Source organism: Halomonas sp. (genome assembly GCF_041689495.1).
Classification (GTDB): domain Bacteria; phylum Pseudomonadota; class Gammaproteobacteria; order Pseudomonadales; family Halomonadaceae; genus Halomonas.
On record NZ_JBDNGD010000142.1, the window covers coordinates 13,862 to 29,143 of the forward strand.

At 60.7% G+C, this 15,282-nt stretch carries 12 protein-coding genes, 3 tRNA genes and 1 pseudogene; 11 read left to right on the forward strand and 5 right to left on the reverse strand.

Features of this window, described 5'->3' with window-relative positions; translation table 11 throughout:
- The first annotated feature begins 5 nt into the window (after window positions 1-5).
- The gene (locus ACESMD_RS04875) at window positions 6-1,247 is read left to right on the forward strand and encodes an NAD(P)/FAD-dependent oxidoreductase (protein ID WP_372610869.1); all 1,242 of its coding nucleotides are present in this window, start codon (window positions 6-8) and stop codon (window positions 1,245-1,247) included.
- Between the two features lie 17 nt (window positions 1,248-1,264).
- On the opposite strand, the gene ACESMD_RS04880 is transcribed toward ACESMD_RS04875, so the two are convergent.
- Window positions 1,265-1,690, reverse strand: a complete 426-nt coding sequence (locus tag ACESMD_RS04880) for a hypothetical protein (protein WP_372610871.1) — start codon at window positions 1,688-1,690, stop codon at window positions 1,265-1,267.
- Between the two features lie 112 nt (window positions 1,691-1,802).
- On the opposite strand from ACESMD_RS04880, the gene pyrC reads away from it, so the two are divergent.
- Window positions 1,803-2,849 (forward strand): dihydroorotase, encoded by a 1,047-nt coding sequence (gene pyrC, locus ACESMD_RS04885; protein WP_372610873.1) that lies wholly within the window; start codon window positions 1,803-1,805, stop codon window positions 2,847-2,849.
- Here pyrC and ACESMD_RS04890 read toward each other — a convergent pair.
- Together ACESMD_RS04890 and folD are read right to left on the reverse strand one after the other, a co-directional pair.
- Window positions 2,830-3,404 (reverse strand): annotated as a pseudogene (locus tag ACESMD_RS04890) (prolyl oligopeptidase family serine peptidase); the annotation flags it as partial. The gene pyrC and the pseudogene ACESMD_RS04890 sit on opposite strands and share 20 nt — an antisense overlap.
- 64 nt (window positions 3,405-3,468) lie before the next feature.
- Complete coding sequence (gene folD / locus ACESMD_RS04895) at window positions 3,469-4,347, reverse strand: bifunctional methylenetetrahydrofolate dehydrogenase/methenyltetrahydrofolate cyclohydrolase FolD (protein WP_372610875.1); 879 nt, start codon at window positions 4,345-4,347, stop codon at window positions 3,469-3,471.
- 212 nt (window positions 4,348-4,559) lie between these two features.
- On the opposite strand from folD, the gene ACESMD_RS04900 reads away from it, so the two are divergent.
- The 9 genes from ACESMD_RS04900 to ACESMD_RS04940 all read left to right on the forward strand — a co-directional run bounded on the left by ACESMD_RS04900 (window position 4,560) and on the right by ACESMD_RS04940 (window position 13,747).
- A tRNA-Pro gene (locus ACESMD_RS04900) sits at window positions 4,560-4,636 on the forward strand.
- A gap of 65 nt (window positions 4,637-4,701) precedes the next feature.
- Window positions 4,702-4,778, forward strand: a tRNA-Arg gene (locus ACESMD_RS04905).
- Window positions 4,779-4,836: 58 nt separating this feature from the next.
- A tRNA-His gene (locus tag ACESMD_RS04910) sits at window positions 4,837-4,911 on the forward strand.
- Window positions 4,912-5,161: 250 nt separating this feature from the next.
- A complete protein-coding gene (gene tig / locus ACESMD_RS04915) occupies window positions 5,162-6,553 on the forward strand; it encodes a trigger factor (protein ID WP_372610877.1) in 1,392 nt (463 codons plus the stop codon).
- 91 nt (window positions 6,554-6,644) lie between these two features.
- The gene (gene clpP, locus ACESMD_RS04920; protein WP_372610879.1) at window positions 6,645-7,265 is read left to right on the forward strand and encodes an ATP-dependent Clp endopeptidase proteolytic subunit ClpP; all 621 of its coding nucleotides are present in this window, start codon (window positions 6,645-6,647) and stop codon (window positions 7,263-7,265) included.
- A 105-nt stretch (window positions 7,266-7,370) separates the two neighbouring features.
- Window positions 7,371-8,657: an ATP-dependent Clp protease ATP-binding subunit ClpX gene (gene clpX / locus ACESMD_RS04925; RefSeq protein WP_372610881.1), complete on the forward strand. Its 1,287-nt coding sequence runs from the start codon at window positions 7,371-7,373 to the stop codon at window positions 8,655-8,657.
- 205 nt (window positions 8,658-8,862) lie between these two features.
- Window positions 8,863-11,271, forward strand: a complete 2,409-nt coding sequence (gene lon, locus ACESMD_RS04930; RefSeq protein WP_372610883.1) for an endopeptidase La — start codon at window positions 8,863-8,865, stop codon at window positions 11,269-11,271.
- Between the two features lie 175 nt (window positions 11,272-11,446).
- On the forward strand, window positions 11,447-11,719 hold the full coding sequence (locus ACESMD_RS04935; RefSeq protein ID WP_372610885.1) for an HU family DNA-binding protein: 273 nt from the start codon (window positions 11,447-11,449) through the stop codon (window positions 11,717-11,719).
- Window positions 11,720-11,929: 210 nt separating this feature from the next.
- Entirely contained in the window at window positions 11,930-13,747 is a 1,818-nt protein-coding gene (locus tag ACESMD_RS04940; RefSeq protein ID WP_372610887.1) for a SurA N-terminal domain-containing protein, read from the forward strand.
- A gap of 122 nt (window positions 13,748-13,869) precedes the next feature.
- Here the strand turns inward: ACESMD_RS04940 and ACESMD_RS04945 are convergent, their stop codons facing one another.
- On the reverse strand, window positions 13,870-14,628 hold the full coding sequence (locus tag ACESMD_RS04945; RefSeq protein ID WP_372610889.1) for a UDP-2,3-diacylglucosamine diphosphatase: 759 nt from the start codon (window positions 14,626-14,628) through the stop codon (window positions 13,870-13,872).
- Between the two features lie 44 nt (window positions 14,629-14,672).
- Window positions 14,673-15,173 (reverse strand): peptidylprolyl isomerase, encoded by a 501-nt coding sequence (locus tag ACESMD_RS04950; RefSeq protein WP_372610891.1) that lies wholly within the window; start codon window positions 15,171-15,173, stop codon window positions 14,673-14,675.
- Window positions 15,174-15,282: the final 109 nt, after the last annotated feature.

Consider the following 15,282-nt stretch of genomic DNA (forward strand, 5'->3'; position numbering starts at 1 on the left):
GACGAATGACTCGCGAGATCATCGTTCTCGGCGCCGGCATGGTGGGCGTCTCGATCGCCTGGCATCTGGCTCGCCGCGGTCACTCGGTGGTACTGGTGGATCGCCGGGACCCGGGACGGGAGACCTCCTTCGGTAATGCCGGGATTATCCAGCGTGAGGCGGTGAGGCCTTATCCCTTCCCGCGGGATCTCGCCACCCTGCTGCGGGTCCTGCCCAACCAGGCGGTGGATATTCGCTACCGCGTCGGTGGCGTCATCCAGGCGACTCGCTCCCTGCTGGGTTATTGGCATAATTCCTCATCCAGACGCTATGCCCGCATCGTGCCGGAATATGCCTCCCTGATCATGCAGTCCCTCGATACCCATGGCCAGATGATCGAAGCGGCCGGGGCCCAGTCCCTGGTGCGTAAGGAAGGCTGGCTGGAACTCTATCGTGGTGAGGAAGGGTTCGCTCGGCGCAAGCGCGAGGCCGAGGAGAACGCCGAACGTTTCGGTGTCAGCCATCGCCTACTCGATGCCAGTGCCTTGCACGAAGCGGAACCCCACTTGACGGGAGATCTGGCCGGGGCGATCCACTGGCAGGATCCTTGGACGGTTGACGATCCTGGTGCCCTGGTCCAGGCCTATGCCGCGGCCTTCGAGTCCGAAGGTGGGGAGCTGATGCATGCCGAAATCCGTGATCTTGCGCGCTCCAAAGAGGGCTGGCGTGTCACAACCGACCAGGGAACCATGGAGGCCCCAGATCTGGTCATGGCCCTGGGCCCCTGGTCGGGGGACTGGCTGGCTCGGCAGGGCATCTCCATGCCGTTGTTCGTGATGCGTGGCTACCACATGCACTACGGCTCTACCGACGCGGCGCGACTCGGGCACTGGGTGATGGATGCCGAAGTCGGGTATCTGTTGGCGCCGATGCGTGCTGGTATCCGCCTGACGACGGGCGCCGAGTTGGCCCCACGTGAGGCCAGCGCGCGCCACGGTCAACTGGAGGCTGCCGAAAAGGTGGCAAGGCAACTCTTCCCGCTGGGTGAACGGCTCGACCCCGAGCCCTGGAAGGGTGCTCGACCCTGCACGCCGGACATGAAGCCGGTGATTGGTCCTGCTCCCGGCCTGCCCGGGCTCTGGTGTGCCTTCGGCCATGGCCACCAGGGCTTCACCGTGGGCCCCGCCACGGGCAAGCTGCTGGCCGAGATGATCGAGGGTGAGCCAACCGCCATCGACATGCATCCCTTCCGCGCGGATCGATTCTGATCCCCGGTATCGAGGCGTCAGGTAGCTCGCTGTTGTCGTGATGAGAACCGATGCATGACCCACTTGGAGAGCAGCGTCAGGACGAAAACCCCCCAGCCGGCAGTTGCCAGGATGTTGAACAGCAGCATCTTCTGCTCGCCGCTGGGTGGCGTGAAGATGATCTCGATGAACAGACCGATCAGGAAGGCGAGAGTCAGGGGCAGAGCGAGGATGTGCATCCACATCTCGGTACGCCGCTTGCGTACATGATAGCGACGCAGAAGCACGCGGAAAGGGCGATGCACGAAGCTGACCAGGATCAAGGTGCCCAGTCCGAGCAGCGCTGCCAGGGTAGGTTCGAGACTGCCGAGACGGGCAGATATGCTGATCGACCAGAAGACGGCCAGCCACATGAGCCCGGCCAGGGTCGCGGCAAGATCGGCATAGTGACGCACCTTCGGCATGTTGTCCCCTTGGCTTGCTAGGGCCGCATGATACGGGAATTCGGTCGGCGATGCCTTTTCCTGCTGAAGTATAATGGCTGCCTTCGCCTAACCGACGATACAGGATGCTCCCTTGAACACCATGACACTGACACGCCCGGACGACTGGCACCTGCACCTGCGCGATGATGAGGCCCTGGAGGCCGTGGTTTCCGCCAGTGCTCGCCAGATGGGTCGAGCCATCATCATGCCGAACCTGACACCGCCCGTGACCACCACCGAACAGGCGCTGGCCTATCATGAACGGATCCTTGCGGCCCTCCCCGACGAGAGTCATTTCGAACCCTTGATGACACTCTATCTTACCGACAGGACGCCTGCTGATGAGATAGATCGCGCCATGGCCAGCGGCCTCGTGCAGGCGGTGAAGCTCTATCCTGCTGGCGCCACGACCAATTCCGCCTCGGGCGTCACGGATCTGGCGCTCTGCGACGAGACCATTTCGGCCATGGCCCGGCTGGGCATGCCGCTGCTGGTGCATGGGGAAGTCACCAGCGCCGATATCGATATCTTCGATTGCGAGGCGGTGTTCATCGAACGGGTCATGAAGCCGCTACTCGATCGTCATCCCGACCTCAGGGTGGTCTTCGAGCATATCACCACCGCCGAGGCGGTCGAGTTCGTGACTGCGGCGCCGGCCAGTATCGGTGCCACCATCACGGCGCATCACCTGCTGTTCAACCGTAACCGGATGCTGGTGGGAGGCATCCGCCCCCATTATTATTGTCTGCCGATCCTCAAGCGGGAGCGACATCGCGAGGCGCTGCTGGCAGCGGCCACCTCCGGCAATGGCAAGTTCTTCCTGGGCACCGACAGCGCCCCCCATGCCCGTGGCGACAAGGAATCGGCATGTGGTTGTGCCGGTGCCTACACGGCGCCGGCAGCCATCGAGCTCTATGCCACCGCCTTCGAGCAGGCCGGCGCCCTGGATCGCCTGGAAGGCTTCGCCAGCCATCACGGGCCGGATTTCTACGGCCTGCCGCGAAATGCTGACACCGTCAGCCTGGTGCGGGAGCCCTGGACCCTTCCGGAGTCGCTGCCCTATGCAGCCGGTCAACGCATCGTCCCGCTGATGGCCGGAGAGACGCTTGGGTGGAAGCTCAAGGCGCCTGGCGCCTAGAAACCTGTCGATCGAGAAAGGCGATCCCGGCGTCCATGGCGCTTCCCCGAGTCAGGAAACTGGTGAAGTGCCCCGCAGGTGCTGCAGGTAGAGTTCACTCTTCACGCCCTTCTCCTGCAGTGTCGCGTAGAAATCCCTGGCATGGTTCACCGGCACCAGCCGGTCCCAGGTCCCGTGGAAAAGGAAGAAGGGCGGGGCGTCCGCCGTGACCTGGCGAGCGGGAGACGCCAGCTTGTACTCTTCCGGGCGTTCGGCTCGGGTGCCGCCGATGAAGTCCACGACTAGCCTCCCGTCCGGGAACTTGAAGAGGTCACTGGGGATGCCGCCGGCGAGGACGGCGGCAAGACGTGTATGCTCGCCTCCGTGTGGGCTGGCCAGCGGTCCCTCCGCCCCCAGCAGCGCCAGCAGGCTGACCAGGTGGGCGCCGGAGGAATATCCCACGCCGACGATGCGGTCGGTATCCACTCGCCACTCGTCCGACTTCTCATGCAGCCAGGCCATGGCCTTCTGGAGATCGTGGAGTTGGGCGGGAAACCGATAGTCCGGGGCGAACCTCGTTCTCGGCTGGTCGGGCATGTCGACATGGAATCTGCTCCCTGGGCCTTGCCTTTCGCTCTGATCAGGCGAGCTGAGCGTTGACCTCCATCGCATCGTGCAGTTCCGCCGCCACCAGGGTGTTCTCCATCAGCGAGGCGACCGTCATGGGCCCAACGCCGCCGGGAACCGGGGTGATCCAGGCGGCTCGCTCCGCGGCGGGGATGAATTCCAGGTCACCTACCAGGCGTCCGTCGTCCTCGCGATTGATCCCCACGTCGATGACGATGGCACCCTCACGTACCCATTCCCCTTTCACCAGACCCGGTTTTCCCACTGCCACCACAAGCAGTTCGGCACGCCGTACATGGGATTCGAGGTCACGGGTGAAGCGATGACAGACTGTGGTCGTGCAACCGGCCAGCATCAGTTCCAGTGCCATGGGCCGCCCGACGATATTGGACGCGCCCACCACGGTGGCGTTCAGGCCGCGGACGTCGAGATGACATTCATCCAGGAGTGTCATCACGCCCATGGGAGTGCAGGGGCGAAGGACTGGCAGGCGCTGGGCGAGACGGCCGAGATTGTAGGGGTGAAAGCCGTCGACATCCTTGTGCGGCAGGATGTGCTCGAGGATCCGACGACTGTCCAGGTGAGGAGGCAGGGGGAGCTGTACGAGAATGCCGTCTATGCCGGGATCGGCGTTCAGGTCGTCGATCAGGGATTCCAGCGCTGACTGGTCGGTTTCCTTTGGCAGTGGATACTGGTGCGATGCGATACCTACCTGCTCGCAGGCACGAGACTTGTTGCGAACATAGACGGCAGAGGCGGGCTCCTCACCGACCAGGACGACGGCGAGTCCGGGCTGACGAGAGCCGGCCTCACGGCGTGCCAGCACCTTGCGAGCGACCTTGTCACGGACTCTTGCGGCGATGGCCTTGCCATCGATCAATTGGGCGGTCATCGAGTGTCCTCGTGCGGTGCTGGTGAATGGAGCAGTGTCCCTATGGCAGCCGCTTGGCAAAGAGGCCGCTGATTTTCGCATGATGGGGCTCCGAGGCAAAGTGCCGCTGTCCCGGCATGGCAGCCTTTGCCCTTGACCCCCGGGCAAAGTCCCGTAGAATACGCATCGCTTGGCGAGGCCTTTGCGGCGCCGTCAGGGCCGTGCTTGACAGGCGGGGTGTAGCGCAGCCTGGTAGCGCGCCTGCTTTGGGAGCAGGATGTCGGGGGTTCGAATCCCTCCACCCCGACCACTAAACCTTGTTTGAAATTCATTTTTATTCAAGGGGTTGCGGTCAGGAGCCCTGTATCATAGAATGCGCCCATAGCTCAATCGGATAGAGCAACGGCCTTCTAAGCCGTAGGTTGCAGGTTCGAGTCCTGCTGGGCGCGCCAACCCGTGTTGGCTTGTCCCGGTCGGTTTCGTTCACAACCCGCCTGGTGGTTCGATCTGGTGGATGTAGCTCAGTGGTAGAGCCCCGGATTGTGGTTCCGGATGTCGTGGGTTCGATCCCCATCATCCACCCCATCACCTCATCGACCTCTTCCTCTCGATGGCTTGTCTCCCCAAGAGGCCGGGCCCCTTTGCATGTCCGTCATGCCCTTTGCCAGTGAGGGTGAAAAATGCCGATTTCACCGGTGGTTCACCTTGTATTTCCAGCTGTTGACCCCATCTGACTGGGATGGTGCTTGCCAGTGCCGGGCGGGGTTCTTAGAATCTTGCCCTTGACCCTTTTGACATTCACATCTGAACGCCCCCAGTCGGCAGAGAACAATTCATGCAAGTTTCCGTTGATACGACCTCCCAGATCGAACGCCGCATCACCGTCCAGGTGCCGGCTGAAGAGATCGACGAGGCCGTCGCCTCCCGTCTCAAGGATGCCGCCAAGAACGTCCGCATGGATGGTTTTCGCAAGGGTCGGGTGCCGATGTCGGTGATCCGCCAGCGTTACGGACACGATGTCCGCAACGAGGTAGTGGGTGAAGTGATGCGTGAGCGCTATGTGCGCGCCATCACGGATGAGTCACTGAACCCGGCCGGCTATCCGCAGATCGAGGCCACTGTCAACGAGTCCGGCAAGGATCTCGAATTCACGGCCACCCTCGAGATCTATCCGGAGATCGACCTCCAGGGGATCGAGGGCACCGAGGTGGAGCGTCCGGTGGTGGATGTATCCGACGCCGACGTCGATGAGATGGTCGAGACCCTTCGCAAGCAGAACGCGTCCTGGGAGGAAGTGGACCGTGCGGCCGAGGACGGTGATCAGGTGACTCTCGACTTCCAGGGTTTCCTTGGCGACGAGCCCTTCGAGGGCGGTAGTGCCGAGGACCACAAGCTGGTTCTGGGTTCCAACAGCTTCATTCCCGGCTTCGAGCCGCAACTCGTTGGCGCCAGGGCCGGTGACGAGAAGGCCATAGAGGTCACCTTCCCCGACGACTACCAGGCCGAGAATCTGGCCGGCCAGGAAGCCAGCTTCAAGGTCAAGGTCCATGGGGTGGAGGCACAGGCATTGCCCGAGGTGGATGCCGACTTCGTCACCAAGTTCGGCGTCGAGGACGGCGATCTCGACCGCTTCCGTGATGAAGTCAGGAAGAACATGGTTCGCGAGTCCAGTCAGGCCGTCGACAACCAGGTCAAGCAGCAGGTGCTAGAGGCCCTCAAGAAGGCCAATGACATTCCCGTGCCACGGTCGCTGGTCCAGCAGGAAACTGACGGTCTCAAGCGCCAGGCCGCCCAGCAATTCGGGCTGGGCGAGGATTTCGATGCCTCCCAGTTGCCGAATGAGCTCTTCGAAGAACAGGCGAAGGGCCGGGTCCAGGTGGGCTTGCTGCTGGCCGAGGTGATCAAGTCGAACGAGCTGGATGCCAGCGATGAAGAGATCAGGGCCGAGGTAGAAGAACTTGCTCAGCAGTACCAGGAACCGGAACAGGTGGTCGAGTATTACATGGGTAATGACCAGCTCAAGACCCAGGTAAAGTCCGCTATCCTCGAGGAAAAGGGAGTCGACAAGCTGCTCGAGCAGGCTACCGTCAAGGATGTGCCAATGACCTATCAGGAAGTGCTGGTGGCAGCACAGAAGCAGTCCGAATCAGAAGAGGAAGAGGCTCCCGAGGAAGAGGGCGAACAGCAGAGTGACGAAGCGAGCGGTGAATCAGAAAGCCGCGCCTGACAGGATGCTGCCTGCCGTTGCGCGTTCATGCTCTTGAGAGCAGCAGCGGAGGGGTTCGCTTTCATTCATCGGATCTAAGGACATCACACAGATGAGCAACGAGTTTGAAACACAAGCCGCCGGTGGCCTCGTCCCGATGGTGGTCGAGCAGAGCGCACGTGGCGAGCGGGCCTATGATATCTATTCCCGTCTGCTCAAGGAGCGCGTGATTTTCCTGGTGGGGCAGGTCGAGGATTACATGGCCAACCTGATCGTCGCCCAGCTGCTGTTCCTGGAATCCGAGAATCCGGACAAGGATATCCACCTCTACATCAATTCGCCTGGAGGGGGTGTCACGGCGGGCATGTCGATCTATGACACCATGCAGTTCATCAAGCCGGATGTCTCCACCGTATGCATTGGTCAGGCGGCCAGCATGGGGGCTTTCCTGCTTGCTGGTGGCGCAGCTGGAAAGCGCTATTGCCTGCCGAATTCGCGCATGATGATCCATCAGCCACTGGGGGGCTATCAGGGCCAGGCGGCCGACATTGAGATTCATACACGTGAGATCCTGGGCATTCGCGACAAGCTCAATGGACTCCTGGCGCACCATACCGGTCAGGATATCGAGACCATCGCACGGGATACCGATCGCGATAACTTCATGAACGGTCATCAGGCGGCGGAATACGGCCTGATCGATGCTGTGCTGGATAAGCGGCCGACATCCTGATAGCGTGAAATCACCCTGACATGATTCCCGGTGGTCGCTGACCCCGATGAGAACCCGACGACCCCGTCCCAACCGCTGGGTCGTCAATCTGAATGAGGTATGCCAATGGCCGACGGCAAAGGCAAAGACAAGGACGATGGCGGCAAGCTGCTGTATTGCTCGTTCTGTGGCAAGAACCAGAACGAGGTGCGCAAGCTGATCGCCGGTCCGTCCGTCTATATTTGCGATGAGTGTGTCGATCTATGCAACGACATCATTCGCGAGGAGGTTCTCGATGCCGATGCCGAGAGCGACGAGGAGCGCCTGCCCGCTCCCCGTGAGCTTCGCCACACCCTCGATGACTATGTGATCGGCCAGGATCGCGCCAAGATGGTGTTGTCCGTGGCGGTCTACAATCACTACAAACGACTTCGTTCCGGTGTCAAGGAAGAGGATGTCGAACTCAGCAAGTCGAACATCCTGCTGATCGGTCCCACCGGCAGCGGCAAGACCCTGCTCGCCGAGACCCTGGCACGGTTGCTCAATGTTCCCTTTACCATTGCCGACGCCACGACACTGACCGAAGCCGGCTATGTGGGTGAGGATGTCGAGAACATCATCCAGAAGCTGCTGCAGAAGTGTGACTACGATGTGGAGAAGGCCCAGCGTGGCATCGTCTACATCGATGAGATCGACAAGATATCTCGCAAGTCCGACAACCCCTCCATTACACGTGATGTGTCGGGGGAGGGCGTCCAGCAGGCGCTGCTCAAGCTCATCGAGGGCACGACGGCCTCGGTTCCGCCCCAGGGTGGACGCAAGCACCCGCAACAGGAGTTCCTGCAGGTCGACACGGGCAAAATCCTGTTCATCGTCGGTGGCGCTTTTGCGGGCCTGGAGAAGGTGATCCGTGACCGCTCCGAAAAGGGAGGCATCGGTTTCAACGCGACCGTCAAGACCAAGGACGAGACCAAGGGGGTGGGCGATCTTCTGGTCGATGTCGAACCGGACGATCTGGTCAAGTTCGGGCTTATCCCTGAGTTCGTCGGTCGCCTGCCGGTCATTGCCACCCTGACGGAGCTTTCCGAGGATGCCCTCGTCGAGATCCTCACCGAGCCCAAGAACTCCCTGATCAAGCAGTATGCCAAGCTGTTCGAGATGGAAGGCGTCAAACTGGAGTTCCGCGAGGACGCCCTGCGTGCTGTGGCGACCAAGGCCATGGCCCGCAAGACCGGCGCCCGTGGTCTGCGTTCGATCCTCGAGTCGGTATTGCTCGACACCATGTACGAGATTCCCTCCCTGGAGGGAGTGAGCAAGGTGGTGATCGATGCGTCGGTGATTGCCGGCGAGAGCGAGCCATTATTGATCTATTCGCAGCAGGAAGCCCCGAGGGTCGACGGTACCGATGGCTAGCCGTCGGTAGGCGGATACTTCCCCGCGGGAGCCGATTCGAGCCAGTTCCTTGCCCCTGTCATGACAGGGGCTCGTGAAACCGGCACTGGATTGGCTCCCGTTTTTCTTGTTCCGTGATGCAGATGAGGCGCCTACGACTTGCATTGGCGTGTCCCTGTCCCCATTCCCTTGGTATGAACCCGTTTCCGTTTGAGGTGCCTCTGCGATGCAGCAGAATTCCGATCAGACCCTGAGTCTGCCACTCTTGCCGCTGCGAGATGTCGTCGTCTATCCGCAGATGGTCATTCCGTTGTTCGTCGGCCGCGAGAAGTCTATCCAGGCCCTCGAAGCGGCCATGGCCGCCGACAAGCGCGTCCTGCTGGTGGCTCAGCGCGAAGCCAGCAAGGATGATCCCGATCATGAGGATCTGTTCTCGGTCGGGACCGTCGCCGAGATCATGCAGTTGTTGAAGCTGCCCGATGGGACCGTCAAGGTCCTGATCGAGGGCACCTCCCGAGCCGATGTAGGCGAGATCCATGCCGCCGATGATGGCTACAGTCGTGCCGAGATTGCGCTGCGCGAGAGAGATCCCCTCACGCAGCGCGAGCAAGAAGCCCTGGTGCGTGTGCTGCTCAACCAGTTCGAGCAGTACGTCAAGATGTCGAAGAAGGTACCTAGCGAGGTGCTGAACTCGCTGTCCGGTATCGAGGATCCCAGCCGGCTGGTGGACACCATCTGTGCACACCTGTCGTTGAAGATCGGCGATAAGCAGCAATTGCTCGAGATGGATCGGGTGCGGGATCGCATCGAGCATCTGATGGCGTTGATCGAGACGGAGATCGATCTGCTTCAGGTCGAGAAGCGCATCCGTTCACGCGTCAAGGATCAGATGGAGAAATCTCAGCGCGAGTACTACCTCAACGAGCAGATGAAGGCCATCCAGAAGGAGATGGGTGAGCTCGAGAATATGCCCAACGAGGCCGAGAAATATGAGCAGGCCATCAAGGAATCCGGCATGCCCAAGGAGGCCCTGGACAAGGCCAACCAGGAACTCGGCAAGCTGAAGATGATGTCACCATCCTCTGCCGAGGCCACGGTGGTTCGCTCCTACCTGGATTGGCTGGTTTCAGTGCCCTGGAAGAAGCGTACCCGAATCAGGCACGATCTCGTGCATGCTCAGCAGGTGCTCGACGAGGACCACTATGGCCTCGACGAGGTCAAGGAGCGCATCCTCGAATATCTCGCCGTGCACAAGCGCGTCAAGAAGCTCAAGGGTCCGGTGCTCTGCCTGGTCGGCCCTCCCGGGGTCGGCAAGACCTCTCTGGGCCAGTCCATCGCCAGGGCCACCAATCGCAAATATGTGCGACTCGCCCTGGGCGGTGTGCGTGACGAGTCCGAGATCCGCGGCCATCGTCGTACCTATATCGGCTCGCTTCCTGGCAAGCTAATCCAGCGGATAGCCAGGGCGGGGGTCAAGAATCCGCTCTTCCTGCTCGACGAGGTCGACAAGCTGGGCATGGATCACCGCGGTGACCCCTCATCCGCATTGCTCGAGGTCCTCGACCCCGAACAGAACAACACCTTCAGCGATCATTATCTGGAACTGGATTACGATCTCTCCGAGACGCTGTTCATCTGCACCGCGAACTCCATGAACATACCGAGCCCGCTGCTCGATCGTATGGAGGTCATTCGTCTTCCTGGCTATACCGAGGACGAGAAGCAGGCCATCGCTCGCCGCTATCTGGTGCCGAAGCAGCTGACGGCCAATGGGTTCAAGGCGGATGAACTGTCGTTCTCCGACGATGCCCTGCTCGAACTGATCCGCTACTACAGTCGTGAGGCCGGTGTTCGTGAATTGGAACGCCAGATCGCCAAGGTGGCTCGCAAGGTGCTCCGTGAACGTCTCGGGCTGGAGGCAAAGGAAGGTGCTCAGGCGCCGGTGACGATCACCGCTGACGACATCGAGGCCTACGCCGGCGTGCGTCGATACAGCTATGGCCTCGCCGATCAGGATGATCAGGTCGGTCGTGTCACTGGCCTGGCCTGGACGTCCGTGGGGGGTGAGCTGCTCAGCATCGAATCGGTGGTCACGCCGGGTAAGGGGCGCATCAACAAGACGGGATCGTTGGGCGACGTCATGAAGGAGTCGGTCAGCGCTGCCCATACCGTGGTTCGTGCCCGAGCCACGGCCCTGGGCATCGATCCCGACCGTTTCGAGAAGGAAGACCTGCACATCCATGTGCCCGAGGGGGCGACTCCCAAGGACGGTCCCAGCGCCGGCGTGGCCATGGTCACCGCCATGGTATCTGCCTACACGGGGTCCCCGATCCGTTGTGACGTGGCCATGACCGGCGAGGTCAACCTTCGTGGTGAAGTGATGCCGATCGGCGGCCTAAAGGAGAAATTGCTGGCTGCGCGTCGTGGTGGTATAAAGATCGTGCTTGTACCGGAAGAGAATCGCCGTGACCTCAAGGAGGTTCCGGATAACATCAAGGATGCACTCGATATAAGACCTGTTCGCTGGATCGACGAAGTTCTCGATGTAGCACTGGTCAAGAAGGCGGATACTAAAACCGACGAAACCCGTGCGGACGAATCAACTGCGTCGCACTCGATGATTAGTACACATTAATGTCTTTTTTTTGCCATTTAAGCATTGAAATGCCGATTTGATGGGCTTCGTGGCGGAGTTTTCTTGACAGGTCTTTTGTCGTATTGCTATAAGATGCTCCACGGAATTTTCGCGTCTGCCGCATATCAAGTCGCGTTTGTGAGAGCTATTTATTGAAACAGTCAAGGGGTGAAGTGTGAATAAATCTGAGCTGATTGAAGCCATCGCCGCATCTGCCGATATTCCCAAGGCCGCCGCATCCCGGGCACTAGATGCCATGGTCGACTCCGTCACCGACAGCCTCAAGAAGGGTGACAGTGTTTCTCTCGTGGGTTTCGGTACCTTCGCCGTCAAGGAGCGCGCTGCCAGAACCGGCCGCAACCCGCAGTCGGGTCAGCCCATACAGATCAGCGCTGCCAAGGTGCCGAGCTTCAAGGCAGGCAAGGCACTAAAGGATTCCGTCAACTGATCCGTCGGTCGGTTGTCCGGTTTGCTCAGGGCCTGAATTGTTGACTGACCCGTGATCTGCCTTGTTCAGTGTCCTGCTGTAACTGATTGTCTTCACAGGCGCATCGCCCATCGCGGTGCGCCTGTCTTCGTTAGGTTTCGAGCAGGGTCGCGTGTCCTGTCTTCATGAGTATAATGTGTCCCCTTGCCACCACCATCATCAGAGGCCTGCATGCTGCAAAGTATCCGTGACCGCTCCAGGAGCTGGGGCGCCAAGATCATCATCGGCGCTATCGTCGCCGCCCTGGCCCTTCTCGGGGTGGATTCTCTGGTAGGTATCTTCATCGGTGGGGCCGACGAAGTGGTCCAGGTCAATGGCGAGTCTATCACTCGCCAGCAACTCGAGTTGGAGGTGCAACGGGCGATACGCAGTGGCCAGGTGCCACCGGAACAGGAACGGGTTCTGCGTGGGCAGATGCTCGACCAATTGATCACCGAACAGCTCCTGACCCAGTATGCCGAGAAGGGGGGCATGCACCTGTCGGAGGATCAGCTTGACCAGTTGATTGTTTCCCTTCCCGAGTTCCAGGATCAGGATGGACGCTTCTCCAGTGACCTTTTCAGGAATCGTCTGGCCAGTGCCGGCTACACACCGCTTTCCTTCCGTGAGGAATTGCGTGTCGACATGAAACGCCAGCAACTTCAGCAGGGGCTGGCGTTCAGCGATTTCACCTTGCCCAATGAACAGCAAACTCTGGGTTCACTGCAGCGTCAGAGCCGTAGTTTCCGCTATTACGCGCTGACCGCCGATGACCTGGAAGAGGAGCTTCGTGTCAGCGAGGACGCCATGCAGGCGTACTACGAGTCGCATGCGGATGATTTTCAGCGTCCCGAGCAGGTTCGACTCGACTATGTGCTGATCGACCGTCAGCGGATGGCGAACGAGGTGGAAGTAGAGGAATCTTCCCTGCGCGAACTGTGGGAGCAGGGCACAGAAGATGCCGATCGACGGGTATCGCATATCATGCTGACGTTCAATGGGAACCGTTCGCGTGAAGAAGCGGTTGCCGAGTTGGAGGTCGTTCGTGAACGATTGGCCGATGGCGAAGATTTCGCCGCGATTGCGGAGGAAGTCTCCGATGACGCGGTCTCTGCGGACCAGGGCGGTGACCTGGGTGTGATCAGTCGCGGCTTCTTCGGTGAGGCCTTCGAGGAGGCGGCCTTTTCCCTGGCGTCTGGTGAGGTGTCGGATATCGTCGAGACGGACAATGGCCTTCATCTTCTCAAGGTCACGTCCCTGGAACGTGAGCCCTTCGAATCGGTCCGCGACGATCTGCGTCGTGAGCTGGCCATTTCACGAGTCACCGATGAGTTCAACGAGAAGGTACAGCGCCTTATCGATGAAAGCTTTGCCGCTGACGATCTGCAAAGCGTTGCCGATGGCATCGGCCTTGAACTGCAGCAGAGCGATTGGGTCTCTCGCGAGGGTAGCGAGGGGGTGCTCTCCGAACCCGGCGTGATGACAGATGCGTTCAGCGAGGATGTGCTCGAGGAAGGTTTCAACAGCGAGGTCATTGAACTCGACCAGGATCGCCGCCTCGTCATCCGTGTGGCGGAGCGTCGCGAGGCTACCGTGCTGCCTCTCGACGAGGTGCGTGACCAGGTAAGGGCGAGTGTCGAGTCCAGGCTGCGTCGCGAGGACCTGACCCAACGGGCCGGCGATCTTGTCGGGCAACTGCGCGCCGGTAACGCCATCGACATCGATTGGCAGGTCGCCGAGAATCTTTCCCGACAGGGACAAGCCGAGGTGTCACCGTCCGTTCGGCAGGCGGCCTTCCGCCTGCCGGCACCCGAGGATGACCGTACGGTCTATGGCCACGCCGTGGATGGTGATCGCGTGATCCTTATCGCCCTTGACCGTGTCGAGTCGGGAGAGGTCAATGCCGAGATCGAGCAATTCGTGGCGAGCATGGCGGAGCGTCTGCGCACTCAAGCCGCCATTCAGGGATTGATCGATCATCTTCGCGAAACGGCGAAAATCCAGCGCTGATAGCCTCCATGTCGACCGCGATTGCCAATGTTACTGTCCACCTGTTTCCTGGGCATGTGGCAAGAGTACCCTGATCCATCCTGCATGGTGGTGAGGCCTCGGGCTCCGATACCAGAGACTGGCTAGAAATTGAATTCTCGCAGCTCCGGTTCACCGCCATCCTCGACCGCAATCTCCCAACCCTTGCCGGGCTGCCAGTCACCGAGCACGAGGCGTTGTGCCGGCTGACCGTCGACCTCGAGCCTATGAACGGCGGGGCGGTGGGTGTGGCCGTGTATCAAGGTGGTCACGCCCTGATCGTGCATGACCCTGACCACTTCCCCCGGCGTCACGTCCATGATGTCCTCGGCCTTGTTCGAGTTGGCCTCGCCTGATCGTTCGCGCAATTGTCTTGCCAGGTCAAGACGATCGCTGATCGGCATTGCCAGTACCTGCTGCTGCCAGCGGGGATCGCGTGCCTGGGTGCGGAAGGCCATGTAGGCCTTGTCACCTGTGCACAGGCTATCGCCATGCATCAGCAGGACAGGCGTTCCGCCCAATTCGATCACGGAGGGGTCGGGTAGCAGGCGAGCGCCGGCCGCGTCGGCAAAGCGCTTGCCGAGCAGGAAGTCGCGATTGCCGTGCATCAGCAGGATCCGGGTGCCGCCCTCGCTGAGACGTTGCAGTGCCTCGGCGACCCGCGAGGCGAGGGCGGCGTTGCCGGTCGGGTCTGCATCCCCCAGATCGAGCAGGTCATCACCGATCCAGGCCTCGAAGAGGTCACCGAGAATATAGAGGGCATGGGCTCCACGGCCCCTGTTCTCGAGCCAGTGCAGAAAGCCCGCCGTGACCTCGGGTCGAGCGGGCTGCAGATGCAGGTCGGATATCAGCAGGGTGGTCATGGTTGGCCCTCTGTCTATGGGCGTGGCAAGTGGCCGTCAGTTGTTCAGGCGTCGTTCTTGACGTAGGCCTTCTCGATGACAACGTCCTGGGCTGGCACGTCGGCATGCACACCACGGCGTTTGGTGGGAACCGTCTCGATCTTCTCGACAACGTCCATGCCCTCGACCACCTCGCCGAAGACGCAGTAGCCCCAGCCCTGGATTGACTTGCCATTGTGGTTGAGGAAGTCGTTATCCGAGAGGTTGATGAAGAACTGGGAACTCGCCGAGTGTGGATCCTGGGTGCGTGCCATGGCCAGGGTGCCTCTGGTGTTCGTCAGGCCGTTGTCGGCCTCGTTCTCGATGGCCTCACGGCCGGATTTCTGGTTGAAGTCGGTGTCGAAGCCGCCGCCCTGGACCATGAAGCCGGGGATCACGCGGTGGAAGAGGGTGCCGTCGTAGAAGCCGTCGCGGACGTACTGCTCGAAGTTGGCCACCGTCTTGGGTGCCTTCTCGTGATTCAGGACGATGGTGATATCACCCAGGGTAGTCTGCAGAACGATCATCGAAGCATTCCTGTGCATTGGTAAGGTGGGCAATGGGCATGCGCCTTGGCGCTGCCCATGGGCGTCGCGCTATAATAGCGTTTTTGCATCGATGCGCGAAGCCGACGGC

What these genes read in the sequence shown, in the direction of transcription:
- ACESMD_RS04875 (WP_372610869.1), top strand. Translation starts at nt 6, where the DNA reads ATGACTCGCGAGATCATCGTTCTCGGCGCCGGCATGGTGGGCGTCTCG.
- ACESMD_RS04880 (WP_372610871.1), bottom strand. Translation starts at nt 1,690, where the DNA reads ATGCCGAAGGTGCGTCACTATGCCGATCTTGCCGCGACCCTGGCCGGG.
- folD (WP_372610875.1), bottom strand. Translation starts at nt 4,347, where the DNA reads ATGACCGCCCAATTGATCGATGGCAAGGCCATCGCCGCAAGAGTCCGT.
- tig (WP_372610877.1), top strand. Translation starts at nt 5,162, where the DNA reads ATGCAAGTTTCCGTTGATACGACCTCCCAGATCGAACGCCGCATCACC.
- clpP (WP_372610879.1), top strand. Translation starts at nt 6,645, where the DNA reads ATGAGCAACGAGTTTGAAACACAAGCCGCCGGTGGCCTCGTCCCGATG.
- clpX (WP_372610881.1), top strand. Translation starts at nt 7,371, where the DNA reads ATGGCCGACGGCAAAGGCAAAGACAAGGACGATGGCGGCAAGCTGCTG.
- lon (WP_372610883.1), top strand. Translation starts at nt 8,863, where the DNA reads ATGCAGCAGAATTCCGATCAGACCCTGAGTCTGCCACTCTTGCCGCTG.
- ACESMD_RS04940 (WP_372610887.1), top strand. Translation starts at nt 11,930, where the DNA reads ATGCTGCAAAGTATCCGTGACCGCTCCAGGAGCTGGGGCGCCAAGATC.
- ACESMD_RS04945 (WP_372610889.1), bottom strand. Translation starts at nt 14,628, where the DNA reads ATGACCACCCTGCTGATATCCGACCTGCATCTGCAGCCCGCTCGACCC.
- ACESMD_RS04950 (WP_372610891.1), bottom strand. Translation starts at nt 15,173, where the DNA reads ATGATCGTTCTGCAGACTACCCTGGGTGATATCACCATCGTCCTGAAT.